The sequence below is a fragment of the Flagellimonas sp. 2504JD1-5 genome, assembly GCF_053618295.1.
Genome location: NZ_JBSIOU010000002.1, coordinates 1,432,777 through 1,447,803, shown reverse-complemented (window position 1 = coordinate 1,447,803; position 15,027 = coordinate 1,432,777). Strand labels below are relative to the sequence as shown.

Here is a 15,027-nt window from a genome sequence, read left to right as displayed (position 1 = left end):
GCACTATGAATGAGCAGGAAGAGAAAAAGTTAAGCAGTTTAATGGAAAAAATTGACAAGCTTCTTGAAGAAGGAGGTTTTGGAGATTTAAGGGTTCAAAACCTTAGGGCAAAGAATACTCCTTCAAGAACATGTATTCAATATAAGTGGGTTCGAAGGAGTGATGGTACGGTTTACAAGAAATGCGTGAGATATAGTGATTAAAAATAGAATTTATTTGTATTCAGACCTCTAAAAAACCAAGATTAATATTTCCACATAAGTTGAGACTTTTTGCTGGAATTTGGATAATGCCCCCAAATCATACAAACCAATACCAATATTCTCTATAAAGGAAATTTGATATCTGGTTCAATGCTACGGAAGATTTGACATTATTCACGTTTCAACTGGGTTTTTACCCAAGTAAACAAGATGCTTTTAGCATTGCATATGAGTACAAGAACGGATATGAACCTGATAGTAAATTCAATTTGGCAAAGACCTCGTCTATAAAAATTAACCTTAAAATTTAAGTAGAGCACTAATTAAAAAATAGTCTAATGGCAAGAGTAAAAGTACGATGTAAGGAATCTGATAAAGGTGGTGTGCAAGAACATTATTTCTATTACGAAAAAGAAACGGTACCTGGTACAGATGCTTTTATAGAAGCATTTAGGACTGCAATAGATTCAAGTGACCTAAAAATTAATTTGAAAAAATACTTAAAAGGTCATAGCTCTGATTATGAGTATCTTACTTGTGATCAAGACCATACCCATAAGTACTACATGGATGAAATTTTAGAAAAGACGTTAAACGATTAGGTTATGGAAATAAAAATAAATGATCAGTATTGGCTGGATATGGGTTTTGATTTCATAGATGGTTCCATAAAAAGGCTAAAAGATGAAATCGCCAAACTGAAAACATATGTTGAAACGATAAAAATTCCATATACAATTGCGGCAATTGCGGAATCTCTTTTTCTAAATTTCAAGGACAATTGGATTGCTCATTTGATACTTTTGTCGATACCGATTCTTATTCTTGAAGGAAGCAAATGGTATCTGAACATTGCAACCATGGGAGAATCATTGGATATTAATTACCGTAATCCTCCTCAAATAAAAAGACAATACAAATCATTGTTTGCCAAAACCTTCAAAAAGCTTCAAAATGCGAAAAAAATCAGTTTGATCGCTACCATAGCCATGTTTCTATCTTTAGTGGGTAATGCGATTTATTCTACGGTTGCAAAAGACAAAGAAGAGCAACGCAAAGTGTTGGCAGAAGAAAGCAAAATCTATTTTGATGCTGATTTATCAGAAGATAAAAAAAAGGTTTTGTTCAATGGTAGGTTTCCTGAAACCGAAACCATGGTTTTGGTCTCAAATATGGTGTTTGAAGGAGATTCCGTAAGTCGATTGGACAAGGAGTTTAAAATTGGTGAACAAGGCTTGTTTTTTTATGAAATAGAAGTGCCTAAAGGCTTAAAAGAAGTAGAATTTCTTGCAAAATATAAGATTAGTGAGAAAAAAGTTGCAATTATTGAAACTTTGGAATTCAACTAGCTCATGGTATCGGATATTTGTTAAACTATTCTTGAGAATGGACAGATTCTTGTCAATTCAGGGTAGAATACCTTCTTTTCTTCTAAGTGTTTTCCCCACACAACCCCCGCTCCCAAACCCCATCCAAAAATTCGGCCTCTTCATGTGGAATCAGTTGCGCGGCCATCTCCAAAACGGATAAAATGTTCACATCCGGTTCCACAATGTCCCTATGATTGCCAGAATTTTCATTATCCAGGGCCAAAATACAGACGTTGAGCAACGACTCCAACTTAAAAAGCAGGTCATTATAGTCTTTAAACTTTAGGTGAGTGGCACTAAAATCCCTTTTCTGGGGCGTTAACGAACCAAAATAAGCTTGCAAGGGGAGTTCTAGGTTTTTTATCAATTCTTTGCGGAGATTTTGCTTTTCATCACACATTATCAACTTTTTATACGACAAATATATTTAAAAGAAATAGTTTGTCAAACTTTTGTATGACAAAAATGTCACACTATAAGTTGACATTTGTTTTGTGACTAAAGAAGAGCTTAAAGAAAAGGTAGGTGAGCGTATTGTTGAAATACGCACCCGTAAGGGTTGGAGTCAATCGGATTTGGCTAGGGCATGTGGAAAAGACCGTCAAGCTATGGAAAAACTTGAAAATGGTAAGGTAAACCCAACCTTGTTCACACTGCTTGAAGTTGCCAAAGCCTTGGAAGTATCTTTGTCGAAGCTTATAAATTTTTAGAAACTTCTATGCTTACCTGGTGCGAGATTCAACTTAACATGCACTTTGGTTAATCGTCATAACTAATTCGCTCCCGAATACCTCCACTAGCTCTATGAATTATAACGTCTGCCTTATACTTTTTGGCCAGACTTTTGGCTTTGCGAATCGCCGTACTCTGCTTGCGATGTTTGCTGGTGACCCGTTTGTTGCCTTCACGGCGTACGGCCCAACCTTCTTCAAAAGGAACCACGTGTTGGTGCCAAGTTCGGCCTCGTTTGTTGCTCTCCTTGCTGTTAATAAAAGTCTCAATGAGCTCGATAAGAATTCGTAACCAAGATTTTCCTGCGGACATGGGAATAATTGATAATCTCGAAGATAATGGTAATCCACGAAAGAGCAGTGTTGAATTTTAAATCAAACGTTTGTTTCTAAATGCAATGCCAGAACCCGATTTTAGATAGCGCTCATAATCATACGCTTTTTGTTTATGGATAAAGTAGGAAACATGTACCAGTTCAATGGGCAGTTTATCCATAGTAAAGTGAACTTGACCTTTGGAATGGGCACTGATGCGTTGACTCAGATTTCCAGAAAAACCGGTATAATATTGTCCGTTGGAACATTTTAAAATGTAGACTGCGTAGGGAAGTTTCATAAGATTTGGGTATAAAGTGGATAGCGTCCACCGGAGCTTCCCGGATAGGGACACAAAATTTATAAACCAGAAAGATATAAGATTTAATGAAAAAGCTCCCCTTCGCACAAGGCTTCGGGGAGCGTAGGTGGAGCCGGAGGGATTCGAACCCTCGTCCAAACAAGCAATCGCATCGCTTTCTACATGCTTAGTCCCTGTTCAATTTTCGATGCACAACCGACCAAAGACCGCCTATTGTACACTTAGCTTCTTAAGATTTTGGTGATGCCATCAAAGCCATGGCACCCTTATGTTGACTTTTTTGGTGCTCCTAAACAGATCGCCGTCAACAAGGGCTATCCAGGAACATCTCGCTTCCCTACCTAGTAGGGACGAGGCTAATCTTACTATAATTCAGATTAAGCGGCAAGAGCGTAATTATTATCGCCAATTAAAAGTGTGGAAAATGATATTAACGAGCTATATCCCAGCGCTCGGCATGCTTACAATCCAATTGGTCTCGCTGTCAAAACCAGTCGGCCCCATAATGAGTTAGGTAAGCTTTGCTTACCGTAAACGAATTATGCCCTGAGCGTAGCCGAAGGGCCTATAATCCAAACCTCATTTTTTTATCAAAGAACAATGTTATTTTTGTGGGCGTTTGCTCCTTCACCAGTCTTTTTCACCAAATGGTTTCAAAGACCCTGGGTTTCGGAGCACCGGGCTATCGGCTATACAAGGTATTTGCCTCTATCCCTAACGCAAATTTTAGTTTGCAAACCGCATTTGTCACATCGAGCTGTCATCCTGAGCTTGCCTGCACTGAGCAGAGTCGAAGTGTCGAAGGAGCAGTCGAGATGCCTAACGCAGCTTGCAAAGGTATTCCAAAAACTATTCCAAAAAAAAGTTTTGAAGACCAAACCTTAAAAGTTATGTTTGTAACAATAACTAACCAAAAAGTTATATAATTAATGAAATTCGGAATTATAAGAGAACGAAAGAACCCACCAGATCGCAGAGTTGTACTGTCCCCAACAGAGTGTCAAAATGTCCTTTCCAACTTTCCAGAGGCACAAATAGCCGTAGAATCATCACCTATTAGGGTATTCGCAGACCAAGAATATGGGGATATGGAAATTTCCGTGGCACAAAATATAGAAGACTGTGATGTTATGTTGGGCGTAAAAGAAGTACCTATCAATGCTTTGATTCCGAACAAAAAGTATTTCTTCTTTTCCCATACCATAAAAAAACAGCCTTATAACCGTAAACTGCTTAAGGCTATTTTGGACAAAAACATTGAGTTGTACGATCATGAGGTCATTACCAATACCAAGGGGCAACGTTTGGTGGCCTTCGGGCGTTATGCCGGAATTGTTGGGGCTTATAATGGTGTTCGAGCATACGGATTAAAATTTGATCTTTTCAATCTTCCCAAGGCTGAAACGCTTCGCGACCAACAAGAGCTGATTTCTGAATTACGAAAAATCAAATTGCCCAATATCAAAATCTTGCTTACCGGTAGGGGTAGGGTAGGTAATGGTGCCCGCGAAATGTTGGATGCCATGGAGCTCAAAAGAGTTAATGTGGCCGAATTTCTAAATGAATCGTTCGATGAGCCAGTATATTGTCAAATTGATGCTTCCGAATACAACAAACGCAAAGACGGAGTACGTGGCAACAAAGCAGACTTCTTTGCCAATCCGGAGGAATACAGATCCAATTTCTTTCGTTTTGCCATGGTGACCGATTTTTATATCGCAGGTCACTTTTATGGAGACGGCGCTCCCTATTTGTACACCCGTGAAGATGCCAAACATCCTGATTTTAAAATCAAGGTGGTGGCAGATGTCAGCTGCGATATCGATGGTCCGGTGGCCACTACCATAAAACCCAGTACCATTGCCGACCCCATTTATGGCTACGACCCCCAATCTGAAAAGGAGGTGGACTTTAAGAATCCAAACGCGGTTGCAGTAATGGCCGTGGATAATTTACCATGCGAACTGCCCAGGGATGCCAGTAATGGTTTTGGTGGAGCATTTTCAAAATATGTGATTCCTGCATTTTTCAATAATGACGAAGATGGTATTTTGGAACGCGCCCGAATGACGCACAATGGAAAACTCACAGAACGGTACAGCTATCTTCAAAATTACGTTGATGGGCTAGAATAAAAGCTCTTTGTCGAGGGGTAAAGGCCAATTTTGTTACTGGAGCACTATTTTTTCCTATATTGGATGTCCTTACAGCTAATATTTTGACATTCAATTGGATAATATCTGGCGATGACAATCCTTCACAAAAGAAGGAACGTATCGATTTAGAATATCGGCTTAGGCCAAGAATCACCAAATTCCTGTTGTCACAACTCGATGGCGACCACCCTATTGATTTTTCAAATTTTTACTTTGATGTAGACCTAAAGAATCAGTGGATTTGGATATCTGAACGCACTCCAAGGGATGTCATTGAAAAAATAAAAGTCAGTTTTGACCAAGAAATTAATGGCTCCCATCTTTTCTCCGTAGCCTAGTTTTCTACAGTAATTTTTCTACTTAGTACAGCATGCGTTTTTGGCGCAATATAGGTTCTAATGGCTGTTAACTTTAGTTCAATTCCTTCCAATTGTTCCAAAGTTTTTATTTGAAGGGTTTTGGTGCCTTTCGCCGGTACCGTAAAAACCGCCGGATTTGAGTAAAACGTATAGGGCATGGAATTTTCGAACAACAGATCGGTGCTCGACACATTTTCAAGGGTTACCCTTAAAACGGAGGTTTTACCAATATACTTTACTTCTTTCACCTGAATGCAGGCATTGAGCAAGGGCAATAGATTTTCTTTCTTTCCTACGATTAGATCATCAAAAACAGCGACCGTTCTCCCTACGAACAGGGCATCTTTTAAACTTTCTTTAGTCCGTTCCTTGGCAAAAACCAGGGTGATCGGCCGCGCATGTCCTTTTTCCTTAAAATGCCAATCAATAAGTCCGTGAATGTCACTGGTTCCCATAATGGTCAAGTTCTGCTCCAAGGCCAGGGCCAGGGATTCTTCAGCATAGTCCCCATCGTTGATGACCTCGATGCCGTGCAACTCCCCATTTTTTATCCGCGCCTTTTGAAAATCACTTAAATTGGGATTTCCTGTCGGATTTTGCGGATGCCATGCCGGATGGTTCCAAAACACAAAGGCACCTTGTTTTTTGGCTGCGGCAAAGGCATCTTCCGCCTTATCTTCAATTAGTTCATTGGCATCGGTAATAAAAATGGCGTTGCTATGCCCAACGGGAGCGCCTCTTGTAATTTCGGAACCGGCAATGACCAACAGATCATGGTTTTTCGCTTCGTGCATAGCAATTTCATAGGCACGGTTACGGTCCGGATGTGGAATATCCTTGGAATGCGGTTGATATTCCAAATGTTCTGTAAGGGAAACGGCATCCAAATTATCACGGAGTGCTTCCATAATTCGAATATTGGGCCAAACACTACCATCTGAAAAAACGGTGTGTTGGTGAAAATCGGTTTTCAAGGTTTTATAACCTGGCACATCTGGAAACGAAAGCGCTTTTGTGCTGTGATGAGAATGTTCTTGGGCGCTAATGGAAATGCAAAAAAGAAGGGCAAAAAGGATGGTTGGAGTTTTCATGATTGTGGTTTTATCAAAAATAGGAAACAAACCGCTTGATTGTTAACGAAAACATTTTTTTAATGTTTAAAAACCGAATCGTTAAAAACCAACAAACCACCCTCAATATGAGGGTGATTGTACTAAATGTGATTTTATTCTTGCCCACCGGACCAATCTATTTTTCGAGAAGTAAACATGATGATGGCCAGGATTATAAATAGTCCTATACTACCTACTAATAAAGCATAGTCTTCGAGCTGGATGATGACAAAAATAAATGCATACAAACTGAACATGGAACCCAGAATCAAAAAAGTGAATTTTGAATTCTTCAATATGGAACGTGAGTAAACGGTAATCAATCCAACAACCGATACGCCCGAAATCAAATAGGCAATCAAGTAGTTCTGGTGCTCTGAAATGGAAATCAACAGTGTATAGAACATGACCAAGGCCAACCCGATCATCAAATACTGAAAAGAATGGATTGCAATCTTACTACTGATTTGAATCAATAGAAAAACTAAAAGTGTTAGTCCAATGATCATTAACCCATATTTGCTGGTACGTTCGGTTTTTTGGTAATCGTCAATAGGTACCAAAAATTCCGTTCCAAAAGAAAAATCTGATAAATCTGGGAGGCTGTCAAAAAAGTATTGCCCAAACCTGCGGTTAGTTTCCAAGACCTTCCATTGTGCTTCAAAACCGGAATCTGTGATCTTTTTTCCCTCTGTGTCAGGCAAGAAATTACCATTAAAACTTGGGGAGTGCCAGTTCGATTTCATGGAGACCCTTGTTTCCTTGCCAATGGGGATAAATTGCAAAGTATTACTCCCATTTATGGAAATATTGGATTGAAAAGCAAGGGGAGTTTTTAAAATTTCCTCTAGACCCGAGAGGTAACCAGATTCCAAGGTATTCATGTATGCATTGTCGAACTTGGGTTTAAGGTCATATTCCTTTTCTCCAAAGGTCACTTTTACAGTATTTCGAATCCCTTTAAGATTGCTGGTTTTGAAAAGGAGTGTGGCTTTATCCCAAAGAATGTCCTCTTCCTTTATCTCTCTTATCGAGAAATTGAGTTTGGTGAACTTTCCTGTTAAATGATTTTCTGAAGAAAAAACTACCGATTCATAAATACCTCGTTCCAAAGGTTTTGTCTGCACTTGGGATTTTATGTTAAGTTCCCAAGGGAAAAAATACGCGTGATGCCTTTCTGGTTTTTGAGAGGTTAAAAAAGTCTTTGTTTTTTCATCGAATACCTTTTCCTCGATATAAACGGTATAGGGAACTTTTAAGATGGGCCCATTAAGAATTACCTGGTTTCCCCATTTTGTGTTGATTTCCTCAATGACCTCAGTCTGCCTGAACCCTCTTTCCCTGATCAGGTCTTTTACAAAACCAAGAGGGATAAGCAGTATAAGTATCAAGAATCCAACGGTTAGCATTTTGGCCGAGATTGAATTTTTAAACCAGTTTCCGATTTTTGTCTTTTTTGATGTCATTACTTAATATTTAAAGTACTTTGAATTTCAAAGTGAATTAATAAAAAAATTTATGTTTGATTTTTAATAATCTGTTCTAAAGCTTCAATATGTTTTTTGAAGGATAGTTTGCCCAGTTTGGTGGCCGAATAACGGGTATTGGGTTTTTTGCCTATAAATGACTTTTCAATGTTTATATATTCCGCCTTTTCCAAGGTTTTGGTGTGGCTTGCCAGATTCCCATCAGTAACGTCGAGCAATTCCTTCAATCTATTAAAATCTACCTCTTCATTGACCATAAGAATGGACATGATGCCCAAGCGAATACGGTGATCAAAAAGTTTGTTGATATTATCTATGAGCCCCATGTTACCCTTTTTGCTCCTTAAAATAGATTAGGCTACCATAAATGATATGTAAAAACCCAAAACCTATGATCCAAAACCAAAAGCCATATCCTGGAAAAGCAGCACAGACCAATCCAATGATAATTTCTGCATACCCCAAGTATTTAATATTTCCTATGGTGTATTTTGATGCATTTACCAAGGCCAATCCATAAAAAATAAGCATCAATGAACCTGTCAACCCATAATGTTGACTGTTTAGTTTAATAAGGATATAAATACCACCCGTGACCAAGGGAATCAAGAAATTGATAAGCAATCTTTTGGTGGTTTCGTCCCACACCTTTTCATTATTTATTTTGGCTTTTCTTGTGGTCAATAAATAGGCGGTCACAAAGCTTAAAACGGCCACGGCAATTAAAATACCCACGATTAGTTTAAAATTCCAGCTATGAAGGGTAACGTATTGGTCGTCTTTGGGCAGCAGGTACAGATAAGCTATCAATGCCCCCGTAATGGCATAGATTCCTGCTAGAATGCCAGAAAGTCCACTTAAGGATATAAACCTTGAAGATCGGTTCATCAAATCCTTGATTTGGGTGATATCGTCCAGATATTTTTTTGATTCCATTTTAAAGTACTTTGAAATTCAAAGTTAATATTTTTTTGATATCAACCATGGTTTTTACAAAAGATTGTGAGTTGACCACTTATTTTTGAGTTATGAATCCTGCTGAAGAATATATTTTAAGTCAAAAGGAACCCTTCAAAAGTATTTTATTTCAGTTACAGGTACTTATCGAAACCACTATCCCCAATCTGGAGTTGAAATACAAATACAAGATTCCATTCTACTATTTAGATGGTAAACCTTTTTGCTATTTAAACGTTCCCAGAAAAAAGGACTACGTGGATTTAGGTTTCTGGAGTTCCGCCCATTTAACCGTCCATTTAGACAAGATGGTGACCGAAGGTCGGAAAGTGATGAAATCACTTCGATACACTTCATTGGAAGAAATTGATGCAGCGGTGCTAACGGCAATTTTGAAGGATGCCCAAAGTATTAATCACAAAGGCTTTTGGAAAAGCTAAATTCACTGTTTTTCCAGCTTGATTATCGAATTTTGCTCAATATCCACAGCGATTTCGAAAAACTTTTTTAAATAAGGATACAATTCGGAATCGAAATGGGTACGATTGATGTTTAACAAATATCTGGAAGTCAAAAAATTACCTTGAGCAGCGCAAGAAAACCGTATTGAGCCTGTTTTGTTGGGCAAAGCAATGATTTTTTCTTCTGGAAGTGCCTCGACTTTATAACCATCTGGTAAGGCATAGGTCATGTTGTACTCATACTGTCTTGGGTAGCCAAAATCCACGGGAAAATGGCGAACGTCTTTCAAAAAAGGGTTTCGCTTAAAAAATCTAATGAGAACAGGGTTAAAATAAATGTTGTCATTATTATTGGTTCCCTCCGCAGTAAATTCGAAAATTTCAGTGGTCAACTTTTCATTGCTTTTATCTTTTTGAAAAATGTAGTCTTCAATGTAGAAATCAGGCGAAGAATTTTCTTCCATTCCATCTAAATAATCTTCCCTGGAATTGGAGTTGATCTTGTCATATTTCAAAATAGCATTGTATCCCTGATTGGTTTCCCTGAACTTTCCTTTCATTGTTCCCTCTTCAAGATCAAAAGTAGCCGTACCCATAACCCGAACCCTATTGGTCTTTTCAGGTTCAATATTTAACCAATAACTTTCCTTGTCAAAATCCATTACTCTTCCAAAAATATTTAAGCACCGAAAGGGCAACATCCCGAAGGGATTGTTTTTGGGAGTTGCATCTAAAAGGTAGTCTTTGCCATTTATGTTGGCTTTGGCGATGATGTAGTTGAAATCGGAAATAATTGGATAGACCTTTTTTGGAAGGCCATTATCCCTTGTGGAAAGTAGCATAAGGTTGGTTTTTATACCACCTGCATTTAAAAGATTTATTAACGAAATATTGATTTCTGCAATATTTCCTGACCTATTTTGAAAAGCTTCTTTCATCTTGACATTCCCATAAATCCCATATTTTTCATTCCAAGTGAAGTGGTTTTTCACAAAATCATAGATGGTTTTCGCTCTTTTAAGTGGATCCTGTTCTTCAAAAATCCCAGGTGGGACATTCTTTTCAAAGAAATCTTTTTTCCGAAGTTGTCTGCCCACAGTCTTATTTGACTTGAATTCTCGATCAACATCTTTCCAGGTTTTGGTAAATTTCTTTCGTGTCCCATCCAAACGGTACATTTCGGAGAGTTCAAACTCAAGTCGGGAAATATAGTTTGATTCCGCAAGCATGTATTGCTCATCTTTTTCTATAGCCGGAATGTCTTTCATGGCGTAGGTAACAACTTCACAAGAGGCCGCTTCGGCGTATCCCTGCACATGAAAACAGTTCTTTTCCACCTTGGCCTCTTGTTCATCCAACTTTAAAGAACCGTAGAGGGAACGGTTGTAGATATAATTACCAGGGATTTTGGCCTTGAATTCACTGGAAAGTTTGGGTATGTCAGATTGAAATGTCCATCCATCAAGATTGTAGAGGAAGGGCGAGACCAAACGGTATTTGTACTCAATAATGGACTGCTCTTTTACATTGGAAAAAGTGAACCTTTTTTCAATACGTCTTTCGTTGAGGTCCACAGTGAAGAACTTTTCCTTTTGTAAAACTGTTTGTTTCAATCCATTATGGGTAATTGCTTCAATTTTATCAATAACTTCCGATACTTGGTCGTTGCGATATAACGGAATTGTAATATTGGCTTCATCAAAACCTTTTGAGTTGAAGATTTTAATACGAACATGATGTTCCTTTACGAGCTGAATCCTTTCACGAATAACTTCAAAATAATAATTCCCTTTTTCAAAAAGTACAACCGCATTGGCCGTTGAATCTTTTTCATAAGTTTCGAGGTCAAAATCGGCTTGACTGATTCTTCCAAATTCAGTTTGGGCTTTTAGAAAAAACGATAGTAAAATGAATGTAAGCGTAAAAAGGTATCTCATTATTGTGCGGAAAGGAATTTGATATTTAAAGGTTAATGATTACCTTTCTGATTGCAGTTAAATCCGTTAGCAACTTTTCCAACAAACTTAGATCAAGCATATTTGCCCCATCACTTTTTGCATTTGAGGGATCAAAATGGGTCTCCATGAAAAGGCCGTCCACTCCAGCGGCTATCCCTGCCCTGGCCATGGTTCCAATAAGTGCGGGTCTGCCTCCGGTTACCCCAGAAGATTGATTGGGCTGTTGCAGTGAGTGGGTTACGTCTAGCACCACAGGGGCATATTGCTTCATGGTTGGAACTCCTCTGAAATCCACAACCATATCCTGATAGCCAAACATGGTTCCACGATCAGTGATCCATGCTTGTTCATTCCCAGAATCTGTAACTTTTTTTACGGCATGCTGCATGCTTTCAGGGCTCATAAACTGCCCTTTTTTTAGATTTACCACCTTTCCCGTCTTGGCCGCTGCCACAACCAAATCGGTTTGGCGCACTAAAAAAGCCGGTATTTGCAGTACATCCACATATTCGGCGGCTTTTTCTGCATCAGAGACTTCATGGATATCGGTCACCGTAGGTACATCAAAAGTTTCCGAGACTTTTCTTAGGATTTTCAACGCTTTTTCGTCCCCAATTCCGGTAAAGGAATCTATTCTGCTTCGGTTGGCCTTTTTAAAACTCCCTTTAAAGACATAGGGAATCCGCAATTTATCCGTAATTGCAACTGCTTTTTCAGCAATTCTCAGCGCCATTTCCTCACCTTCGATGGCACAGGGACCTGCCAGTAAAAAGAAATTATCACTATTGGCGTGTCTTAGTTGGGGAATCAAGCTCAAATCCATGGTCAAACTATTAGAGGTGCAAAGATAATGCTTTTCATTACTGGGAAAAGCTTGGTGAAGCGTCTCAAAATCAGTTAGATAAAAATAACAGGGCATTGTGTCGACAACCAAAAAATAGCAGTATCTTTGCGGGCTTAAAAATCAGGATATGTCCAAAATCAAGAATATTGCCATCATAGCACACGTTGACCACGGGAAAACTACCTTGGTGGATAAAATCATGTACCATTGTCGCTTGTTCCGTGATAATGAGAATAAAGGAGATCTTATTTTGGACAATAACGATTTGGAGCGGGAACGTGGGATAACGATTGTTTCCAAGAACGTTTCCGTGGTATACAAAGACACAAAAATTAATATAATCGATACTCCTGGTCACGCTGATTTCGGTGGAGAGGTGGAACGGGTCCTAAATATGGCCGACGGAGTGTTGTTGTTGGTCGATGCTTTTGAAGGCCCCATGCCCCAAACCCGATTCGTATTGCAAAAAGCAATCGATTTGGGATTAAAGCCGTGCGTGGTCATCAACAAGGTTGACAAAGAAAATTGTACACCCGAAGAAGTGCACGAAAAAGTGTTCGATTTAATGTTCGAACTGGGCGCCGAGGAATGGCAGCTGGATTTCCCAACTGTTTATGGCTCCGCCAAGCACAATTGGATGAGCGAAGATTGGCAAAAACCAACAGACAATATTGAACCTTTGTTGGATATGGTCATTGATCATGTTCCTGAATTTAAACCGGAACAGGGTACAACCCAAATGCTTATCACTTCTTTGGATTTTTCTTCGTTCACTGGCCGTATAGCTATAGGTAGATTGCAAAGGGGAACGTTAAAAGAAGGACAACAAATTTCCTTGGTGAAAAGGGATGGTAGCATTGTAAAATCGAAAGTGAAAGAACTTTTTACGTTTGACGGATTGGGACGCAAAAAGGTCAGTGAGGTTGTTGCCGGAGATATTTGTGCCATTATTGGTGTAGAAGGTTTTGAAATAGGGGATACTGTTGCGGATTTTGAAAACCCCGAAAAACTAAAAACCATTGCCATTGACGAACCCACGATGAGCATGCTCTTTACCATTAACGATAGTCCGTTTTTCGGTAAAGATGGAAAGTTTGTGACCTCCAGGCACATCAAAGAACGTTTGGAGAAGGAATTGGAGAAAAACTTGGCCCTTCGTGTTGAGGAAACTGATAGTGCCGACAAGTTTATGGTATTTGGCCGTGGAGTTCTACATCTTTCCGTATTAATTGAAACCATGCGAAGGGAAGGATATGAACTTCAAATTGGACAGCCGCAGGTAATTATTAAAGAAGTAGATGGGGTTAAATGTGAGCCCGTTGAGCATTTGACCATTGATTTGCCGGAGGAAGTTTCTGGAAAAGCTGTGGAAATGGTATCTATTCGTAAAGGGGAGATGACCAGTATGGAAGCCAAAGGTTCCCGTATGCTATGTGAGTTTTTGATTCCTTCCCGGGGAATTATCGGTTTGCGAAATCAGTTGTTGACCGCCACTGCAGGTGAGGCCATTATGGCACACAGATTCTTGGAGTATCAGCCTTTAAAGGGTGATATTGCACAACGTATTAATGGATCATTGGTTTCGATGGAAAACGGCACCGCAATTCCATATTCTATCGATAAGCTTCAAGAACGCGGGAAATTCTTTATTGACCCGGGAGAAGATATTTATGAAGGTCAGGTTATTGGTGAAAACTCACGTGGTGATGATATGACTGTGAATGTGACCAAGACCAAAAAATTGTCAAATGTACGTTCTGCAGGTGCTGATGATAAGGCCAAAATTGTTCCTGCAATCAAGTTTTCTTTGGAAGAAGCGTTGGAATACATCCAAAAGGATGAGTATGTTGAAGTAACTCCAAATCATTTGAGACTTCGTAAAATCTTCCTAAAGGAAGTGGATAGAAAACGAAATAAAATAGATTAACTTTTCTTGGTCAAATGGCCATGATGTTGTTCACGTAGGCAGGCAACGGCAGGACCTATAATTCCTGCGTTGTTCATGAGCTCTGCCTTTACAACTCTGGTGTCAATGGTAATCAAATGGCTAAATTCCTTCCATTTTTTGGAAGTACCACCTCCCACTATGATTAAATCTGGTGAGATGATCAATTCTACATATTTTAAGAACTTGTTGAAGCGTTTACCCCATTTTTCATAGGACAGATTCTCTCTTTCCTTTGCGGAGGCAGCCGCCCATTGTTCTATTTTACTGTATTTTTTGTAGGGAATTTGACCCAATTCAAAATTGGGTAAAAGTATTCCATTGTAGAATGCACCGCTACCAAGTCCAGTTCCAATAGTGATCATGATCACCAATCCTTGTTTTCCTTTTCCAACTCCATAATTCATGGATGCATAGCCGGCAGCATCTGCATCGTTCAAAACAGTGAACTCACGACCTGTTACTTCGGTAAAAAATTCATCGATATTGACACCGACCCAGCTGGGATGAAGGTTTCCTGCGGATTGACAAACACCATTTTTAACGATTGTGGGGAATCCACAGCCCACAGGCCCATCATATTTAAAATGATCAACAATCTGCCCTACCACTTCAGCCATGTCCTCTGGCTTTCTTGAGTTCGGGGTGGGTATCCGATGCCGTTCTGTCAACATCTCTCCGGTTTCGGCGTTTACCAAGGCACCCTTAATGCCCGATCCACCGATATCTATACCGAGAATTTCCATAAAAGGGACAATTTAATTTTGGCAAAGAAACAAAAAACTTTTGGCGGTCGAAAAATGGACA

General features: G+C 39.3%; 18 protein-coding genes and 1 other RNA gene. 8 read left to right on the top strand and 11 right to left on the bottom strand.

Translation table 11 applies throughout. The features are described 5' to 3' along the window. Positions 1 to 5: 5 nt before the first annotated feature. From ACULLG_RS16010 to ACULLG_RS16000, 3 genes are all read left to right on the top strand, one after another. The gene (locus tag ACULLG_RS16010) at positions 6 to 203 is read left to right on the top strand and encodes a hypothetical protein (RefSeq protein WP_452127805.1); all 198 of its coding nucleotides are present in this window, start codon (positions 6 to 8) and stop codon (positions 201 to 203) included. 338 nt (positions 204 to 541) lie between these two features. Continuing rightward, complete coding sequence (locus ACULLG_RS16005; protein ID WP_452127804.1) at positions 542 to 805, top strand: hypothetical protein; 264 nt, start codon at positions 542 to 544, stop codon at positions 803 to 805. A gap of 3 nt (positions 806 to 808) precedes the next feature. Continuing rightward, entirely contained in the window at positions 809 to 1,552 is a 744-nt protein-coding gene (locus tag ACULLG_RS16000; RefSeq protein ID WP_452127803.1) for a hypothetical protein, read from the top strand. An 82-nt stretch (positions 1,553 to 1,634) separates the two neighbouring features. Here ACULLG_RS16000 and ACULLG_RS15995 read toward each other — a convergent pair whose 3' ends face one another. Beyond that, entirely contained in the window at positions 1,635 to 1,973 is a 339-nt protein-coding gene (locus ACULLG_RS15995; RefSeq protein ID WP_452127802.1) for a hypothetical protein, read from the bottom strand. 94 nt (positions 1,974 to 2,067) lie between these two features. Between ACULLG_RS15995 and ACULLG_RS15990 the strand changes: the two genes are divergently transcribed. Beyond that, complete coding sequence (locus tag ACULLG_RS15990; RefSeq protein ID WP_452127801.1) at positions 2,068 to 2,283, top strand: helix-turn-helix domain-containing protein; 216 nt, start codon at positions 2,068 to 2,070, stop codon at positions 2,281 to 2,283. 49 nt (positions 2,284 to 2,332) lie between these two features. Here ACULLG_RS15990 and ACULLG_RS15985 read toward each other — a convergent pair whose 3' ends face one another. The 3 genes from ACULLG_RS15985 to ssrA all read right to left on the bottom strand — a co-directional run bounded on the left by ACULLG_RS15985 (position 2,333) and on the right by ssrA (position 3,443). Continuing rightward, positions 2,333 to 2,617: a DUF2188 domain-containing protein gene (locus ACULLG_RS15985; protein ID WP_452127800.1), complete on the bottom strand. Its 285-nt coding sequence runs from the start codon at positions 2,615 to 2,617 to the stop codon at positions 2,333 to 2,335. Positions 2,618 to 2,674: 57 nt separating this feature from the next. After that, complete coding sequence (locus ACULLG_RS15980) at positions 2,675 to 2,920, bottom strand: GIY-YIG nuclease family protein (protein ID WP_452127799.1); 246 nt, start codon at positions 2,918 to 2,920, stop codon at positions 2,675 to 2,677. Between the two features lie 125 nt (positions 2,921 to 3,045). Next, positions 3,046 to 3,443: a transfer-messenger RNA gene (gene ssrA, locus ACULLG_RS15975) on the bottom strand. A 427-nt stretch (positions 3,444 to 3,870) separates the two neighbouring features. Between ssrA and ACULLG_RS15970 the strand changes: the two genes are divergently transcribed. Both ACULLG_RS15970 and ACULLG_RS15965 read left to right on the top strand, forming a co-directional pair. Further along, positions 3,871 to 5,076 (top strand): NAD(P)-dependent oxidoreductase, encoded by a 1,206-nt coding sequence (locus ACULLG_RS15970; protein WP_452127798.1) that lies wholly within the window; start codon positions 3,871 to 3,873, stop codon positions 5,074 to 5,076. A gap of 59 nt (positions 5,077 to 5,135) precedes the next feature. Continuing rightward, on the top strand, positions 5,136 to 5,435 hold the full coding sequence (locus tag ACULLG_RS15965) for a hypothetical protein (RefSeq protein WP_452127797.1): 300 nt from the start codon (positions 5,136 to 5,138) through the stop codon (positions 5,433 to 5,435). Here ACULLG_RS15965 and ACULLG_RS15960 read toward each other — a convergent pair. From ACULLG_RS15960 to ACULLG_RS15945, 4 genes are all read right to left on the bottom strand, one after another. Beyond that, positions 5,432 to 6,547 (bottom strand): Sb-PDE family phosphodiesterase, encoded by a 1,116-nt coding sequence (locus ACULLG_RS15960; protein WP_452127796.1) that lies wholly within the window; start codon positions 6,545 to 6,547, stop codon positions 5,432 to 5,434. The two genes, ACULLG_RS15965 and ACULLG_RS15960, sit on opposite strands and share 4 nt — an antisense overlap. Before the next feature lie 134 nt (positions 6,548 to 6,681). Beyond that, the gene (gene creD, locus ACULLG_RS15955) at positions 6,682 to 8,034 is read right to left on the bottom strand and encodes a cell envelope integrity protein CreD (RefSeq protein WP_452127795.1); all 1,353 of its coding nucleotides are present in this window, start codon (positions 8,032 to 8,034) and stop codon (positions 6,682 to 6,684) included. A 50-nt stretch (positions 8,035 to 8,084) separates the two neighbouring features. Further along, positions 8,085 to 8,381, bottom strand: coding sequence for a winged helix-turn-helix domain-containing protein (locus ACULLG_RS15950; protein ID WP_452127794.1), 297 nt, complete (start codon positions 8,379 to 8,381; stop codon positions 8,085 to 8,087). A 1-nt stretch (position 8,382) separates the two neighbouring features. After that, the gene (locus ACULLG_RS15945) at positions 8,383 to 8,991 is read right to left on the bottom strand and encodes a hypothetical protein (protein ID WP_452127793.1); all 609 of its coding nucleotides are present in this window, start codon (positions 8,989 to 8,991) and stop codon (positions 8,383 to 8,385) included. Between the two features lie 92 nt (positions 8,992 to 9,083). Here ACULLG_RS15945 and ACULLG_RS15940 point away from each other — a divergent pair, with 92 nt between their 5' ends. Further along, positions 9,084 to 9,452, top strand: coding sequence for a DUF1801 domain-containing protein (locus ACULLG_RS15940; RefSeq protein WP_452127792.1), 369 nt, complete (start codon positions 9,084 to 9,086; stop codon positions 9,450 to 9,452). 2 nt (positions 9,453 to 9,454) lie between these two features. Here ACULLG_RS15940 and ACULLG_RS15935 read toward each other — a convergent pair whose 3' ends face one another. Then, the gene (locus ACULLG_RS15935; protein ID WP_452127791.1) at positions 9,455 to 11,410 is read right to left on the bottom strand and encodes a hypothetical protein; all 1,956 of its coding nucleotides are present in this window, start codon (positions 11,408 to 11,410) and stop codon (positions 9,455 to 9,457) included. A gap of 25 nt (positions 11,411 to 11,435) precedes the next feature. Beyond that, positions 11,436 to 12,254: a 3-deoxy-8-phosphooctulonate synthase gene (gene kdsA, locus ACULLG_RS15930; protein ID WP_452127790.1), complete on the bottom strand. Its 819-nt coding sequence runs from the start codon at positions 12,252 to 12,254 to the stop codon at positions 11,436 to 11,438. A gap of 148 nt (positions 12,255 to 12,402) precedes the next feature. Between kdsA and typA the strand changes: the two genes are divergently transcribed. Next, positions 12,403 to 14,202 carry a translational GTPase TypA gene (typA, locus tag ACULLG_RS15925; RefSeq protein WP_452127789.1) on the top strand — a complete coding sequence of 600 codons (1,800 nt, stop codon included), beginning with the start codon at positions 12,403 to 12,405 and terminating at the stop codon, positions 14,200 to 14,202. Here the strand turns inward: typA and ppgK are convergent. Further along, positions 14,199 to 14,966 carry a polyphosphate--glucose phosphotransferase gene (gene ppgK, locus ACULLG_RS15920; protein WP_452127788.1) on the bottom strand — a complete coding sequence of 256 codons (768 nt, stop codon included), beginning with the start codon at positions 14,964 to 14,966 and terminating at the stop codon, positions 14,199 to 14,201. The two genes, typA and ppgK, sit on opposite strands and share 4 nt — an antisense overlap. Positions 14,967 to 15,027: the final 61 nt, after the last annotated feature.

What these genes read in the sequence shown, in the direction of transcription:
- ACULLG_RS15960 (WP_452127796.1), bottom strand. Translation starts at nt 6,547, where the DNA reads ATGAAAACTCCAACCATCCTTTTTGCCCTTCTTTTTTGCATTTCCATT.
- typA (WP_452127789.1), top strand. Translation starts at nt 12,403, where the DNA reads ATGTCCAAAATCAAGAATATTGCCATCATAGCACACGTTGACCACGGG.
- ACULLG_RS15980 (WP_452127799.1), bottom strand. Translation starts at nt 2,920, where the DNA reads ATGAAACTTCCCTACGCAGTCTACATTTTAAAATGTTCCAACGGACAA.
- ACULLG_RS15945 (WP_452127793.1), bottom strand. Translation starts at nt 8,991, where the DNA reads ATGGAATCAAAAAAATATCTGGACGATATCACCCAAATCAAGGATTTG.
- creD (WP_452127795.1), bottom strand. Translation starts at nt 8,034, where the DNA reads ATGACATCAAAAAAGACAAAAATCGGAAACTGGTTTAAAAATTCAATC.
- ACULLG_RS15970 (WP_452127798.1), top strand. Translation starts at nt 3,871, where the DNA reads ATGAAATTCGGAATTATAAGAGAACGAAAGAACCCACCAGATCGCAGA.
- ACULLG_RS15935 (WP_452127791.1), bottom strand. Translation starts at nt 11,410, where the DNA reads ATGAGATACCTTTTTACGCTTACATTCATTTTACTATCGTTTTTTCTA.
- ACULLG_RS15940 (WP_452127792.1), top strand. Translation starts at nt 9,084, where the DNA reads ATGAATCCTGCTGAAGAATATATTTTAAGTCAAAAGGAACCCTTCAAA.
- kdsA (WP_452127790.1), bottom strand. Translation starts at nt 12,254, where the DNA reads ATGGATTTGAGCTTGATTCCCCAACTAAGACACGCCAATAGTGATAAT.
- ACULLG_RS16010 (WP_452127805.1), top strand. Translation starts at nt 6, where the DNA reads ATGAATGAGCAGGAAGAGAAAAAGTTAAGCAGTTTAATGGAAAAAATT.
- ppgK (WP_452127788.1), bottom strand. Translation starts at nt 14,966, where the DNA reads ATGGAAATTCTCGGTATAGATATCGGTGGATCGGGCATTAAGGGTGCC.
- ACULLG_RS16005 (WP_452127804.1), top strand. Translation starts at nt 542, where the DNA reads ATGGCAAGAGTAAAAGTACGATGTAAGGAATCTGATAAAGGTGGTGTG.
- ACULLG_RS16000 (WP_452127803.1), top strand. Translation starts at nt 809, where the DNA reads ATGGAAATAAAAATAAATGATCAGTATTGGCTGGATATGGGTTTTGAT.
- ACULLG_RS15950 (WP_452127794.1), bottom strand. Translation starts at nt 8,381, where the DNA reads ATGGGGCTCATAGATAATATCAACAAACTTTTTGATCACCGTATTCGC.
- ACULLG_RS15995 (WP_452127802.1), bottom strand. Translation starts at nt 1,973, where the DNA reads ATGTGTGATGAAAAGCAAAATCTCCGCAAAGAATTGATAAAAAACCTA.
- ACULLG_RS15985 (WP_452127800.1), bottom strand. Translation starts at nt 2,617, where the DNA reads ATGTCCGCAGGAAAATCTTGGTTACGAATTCTTATCGAGCTCATTGAG.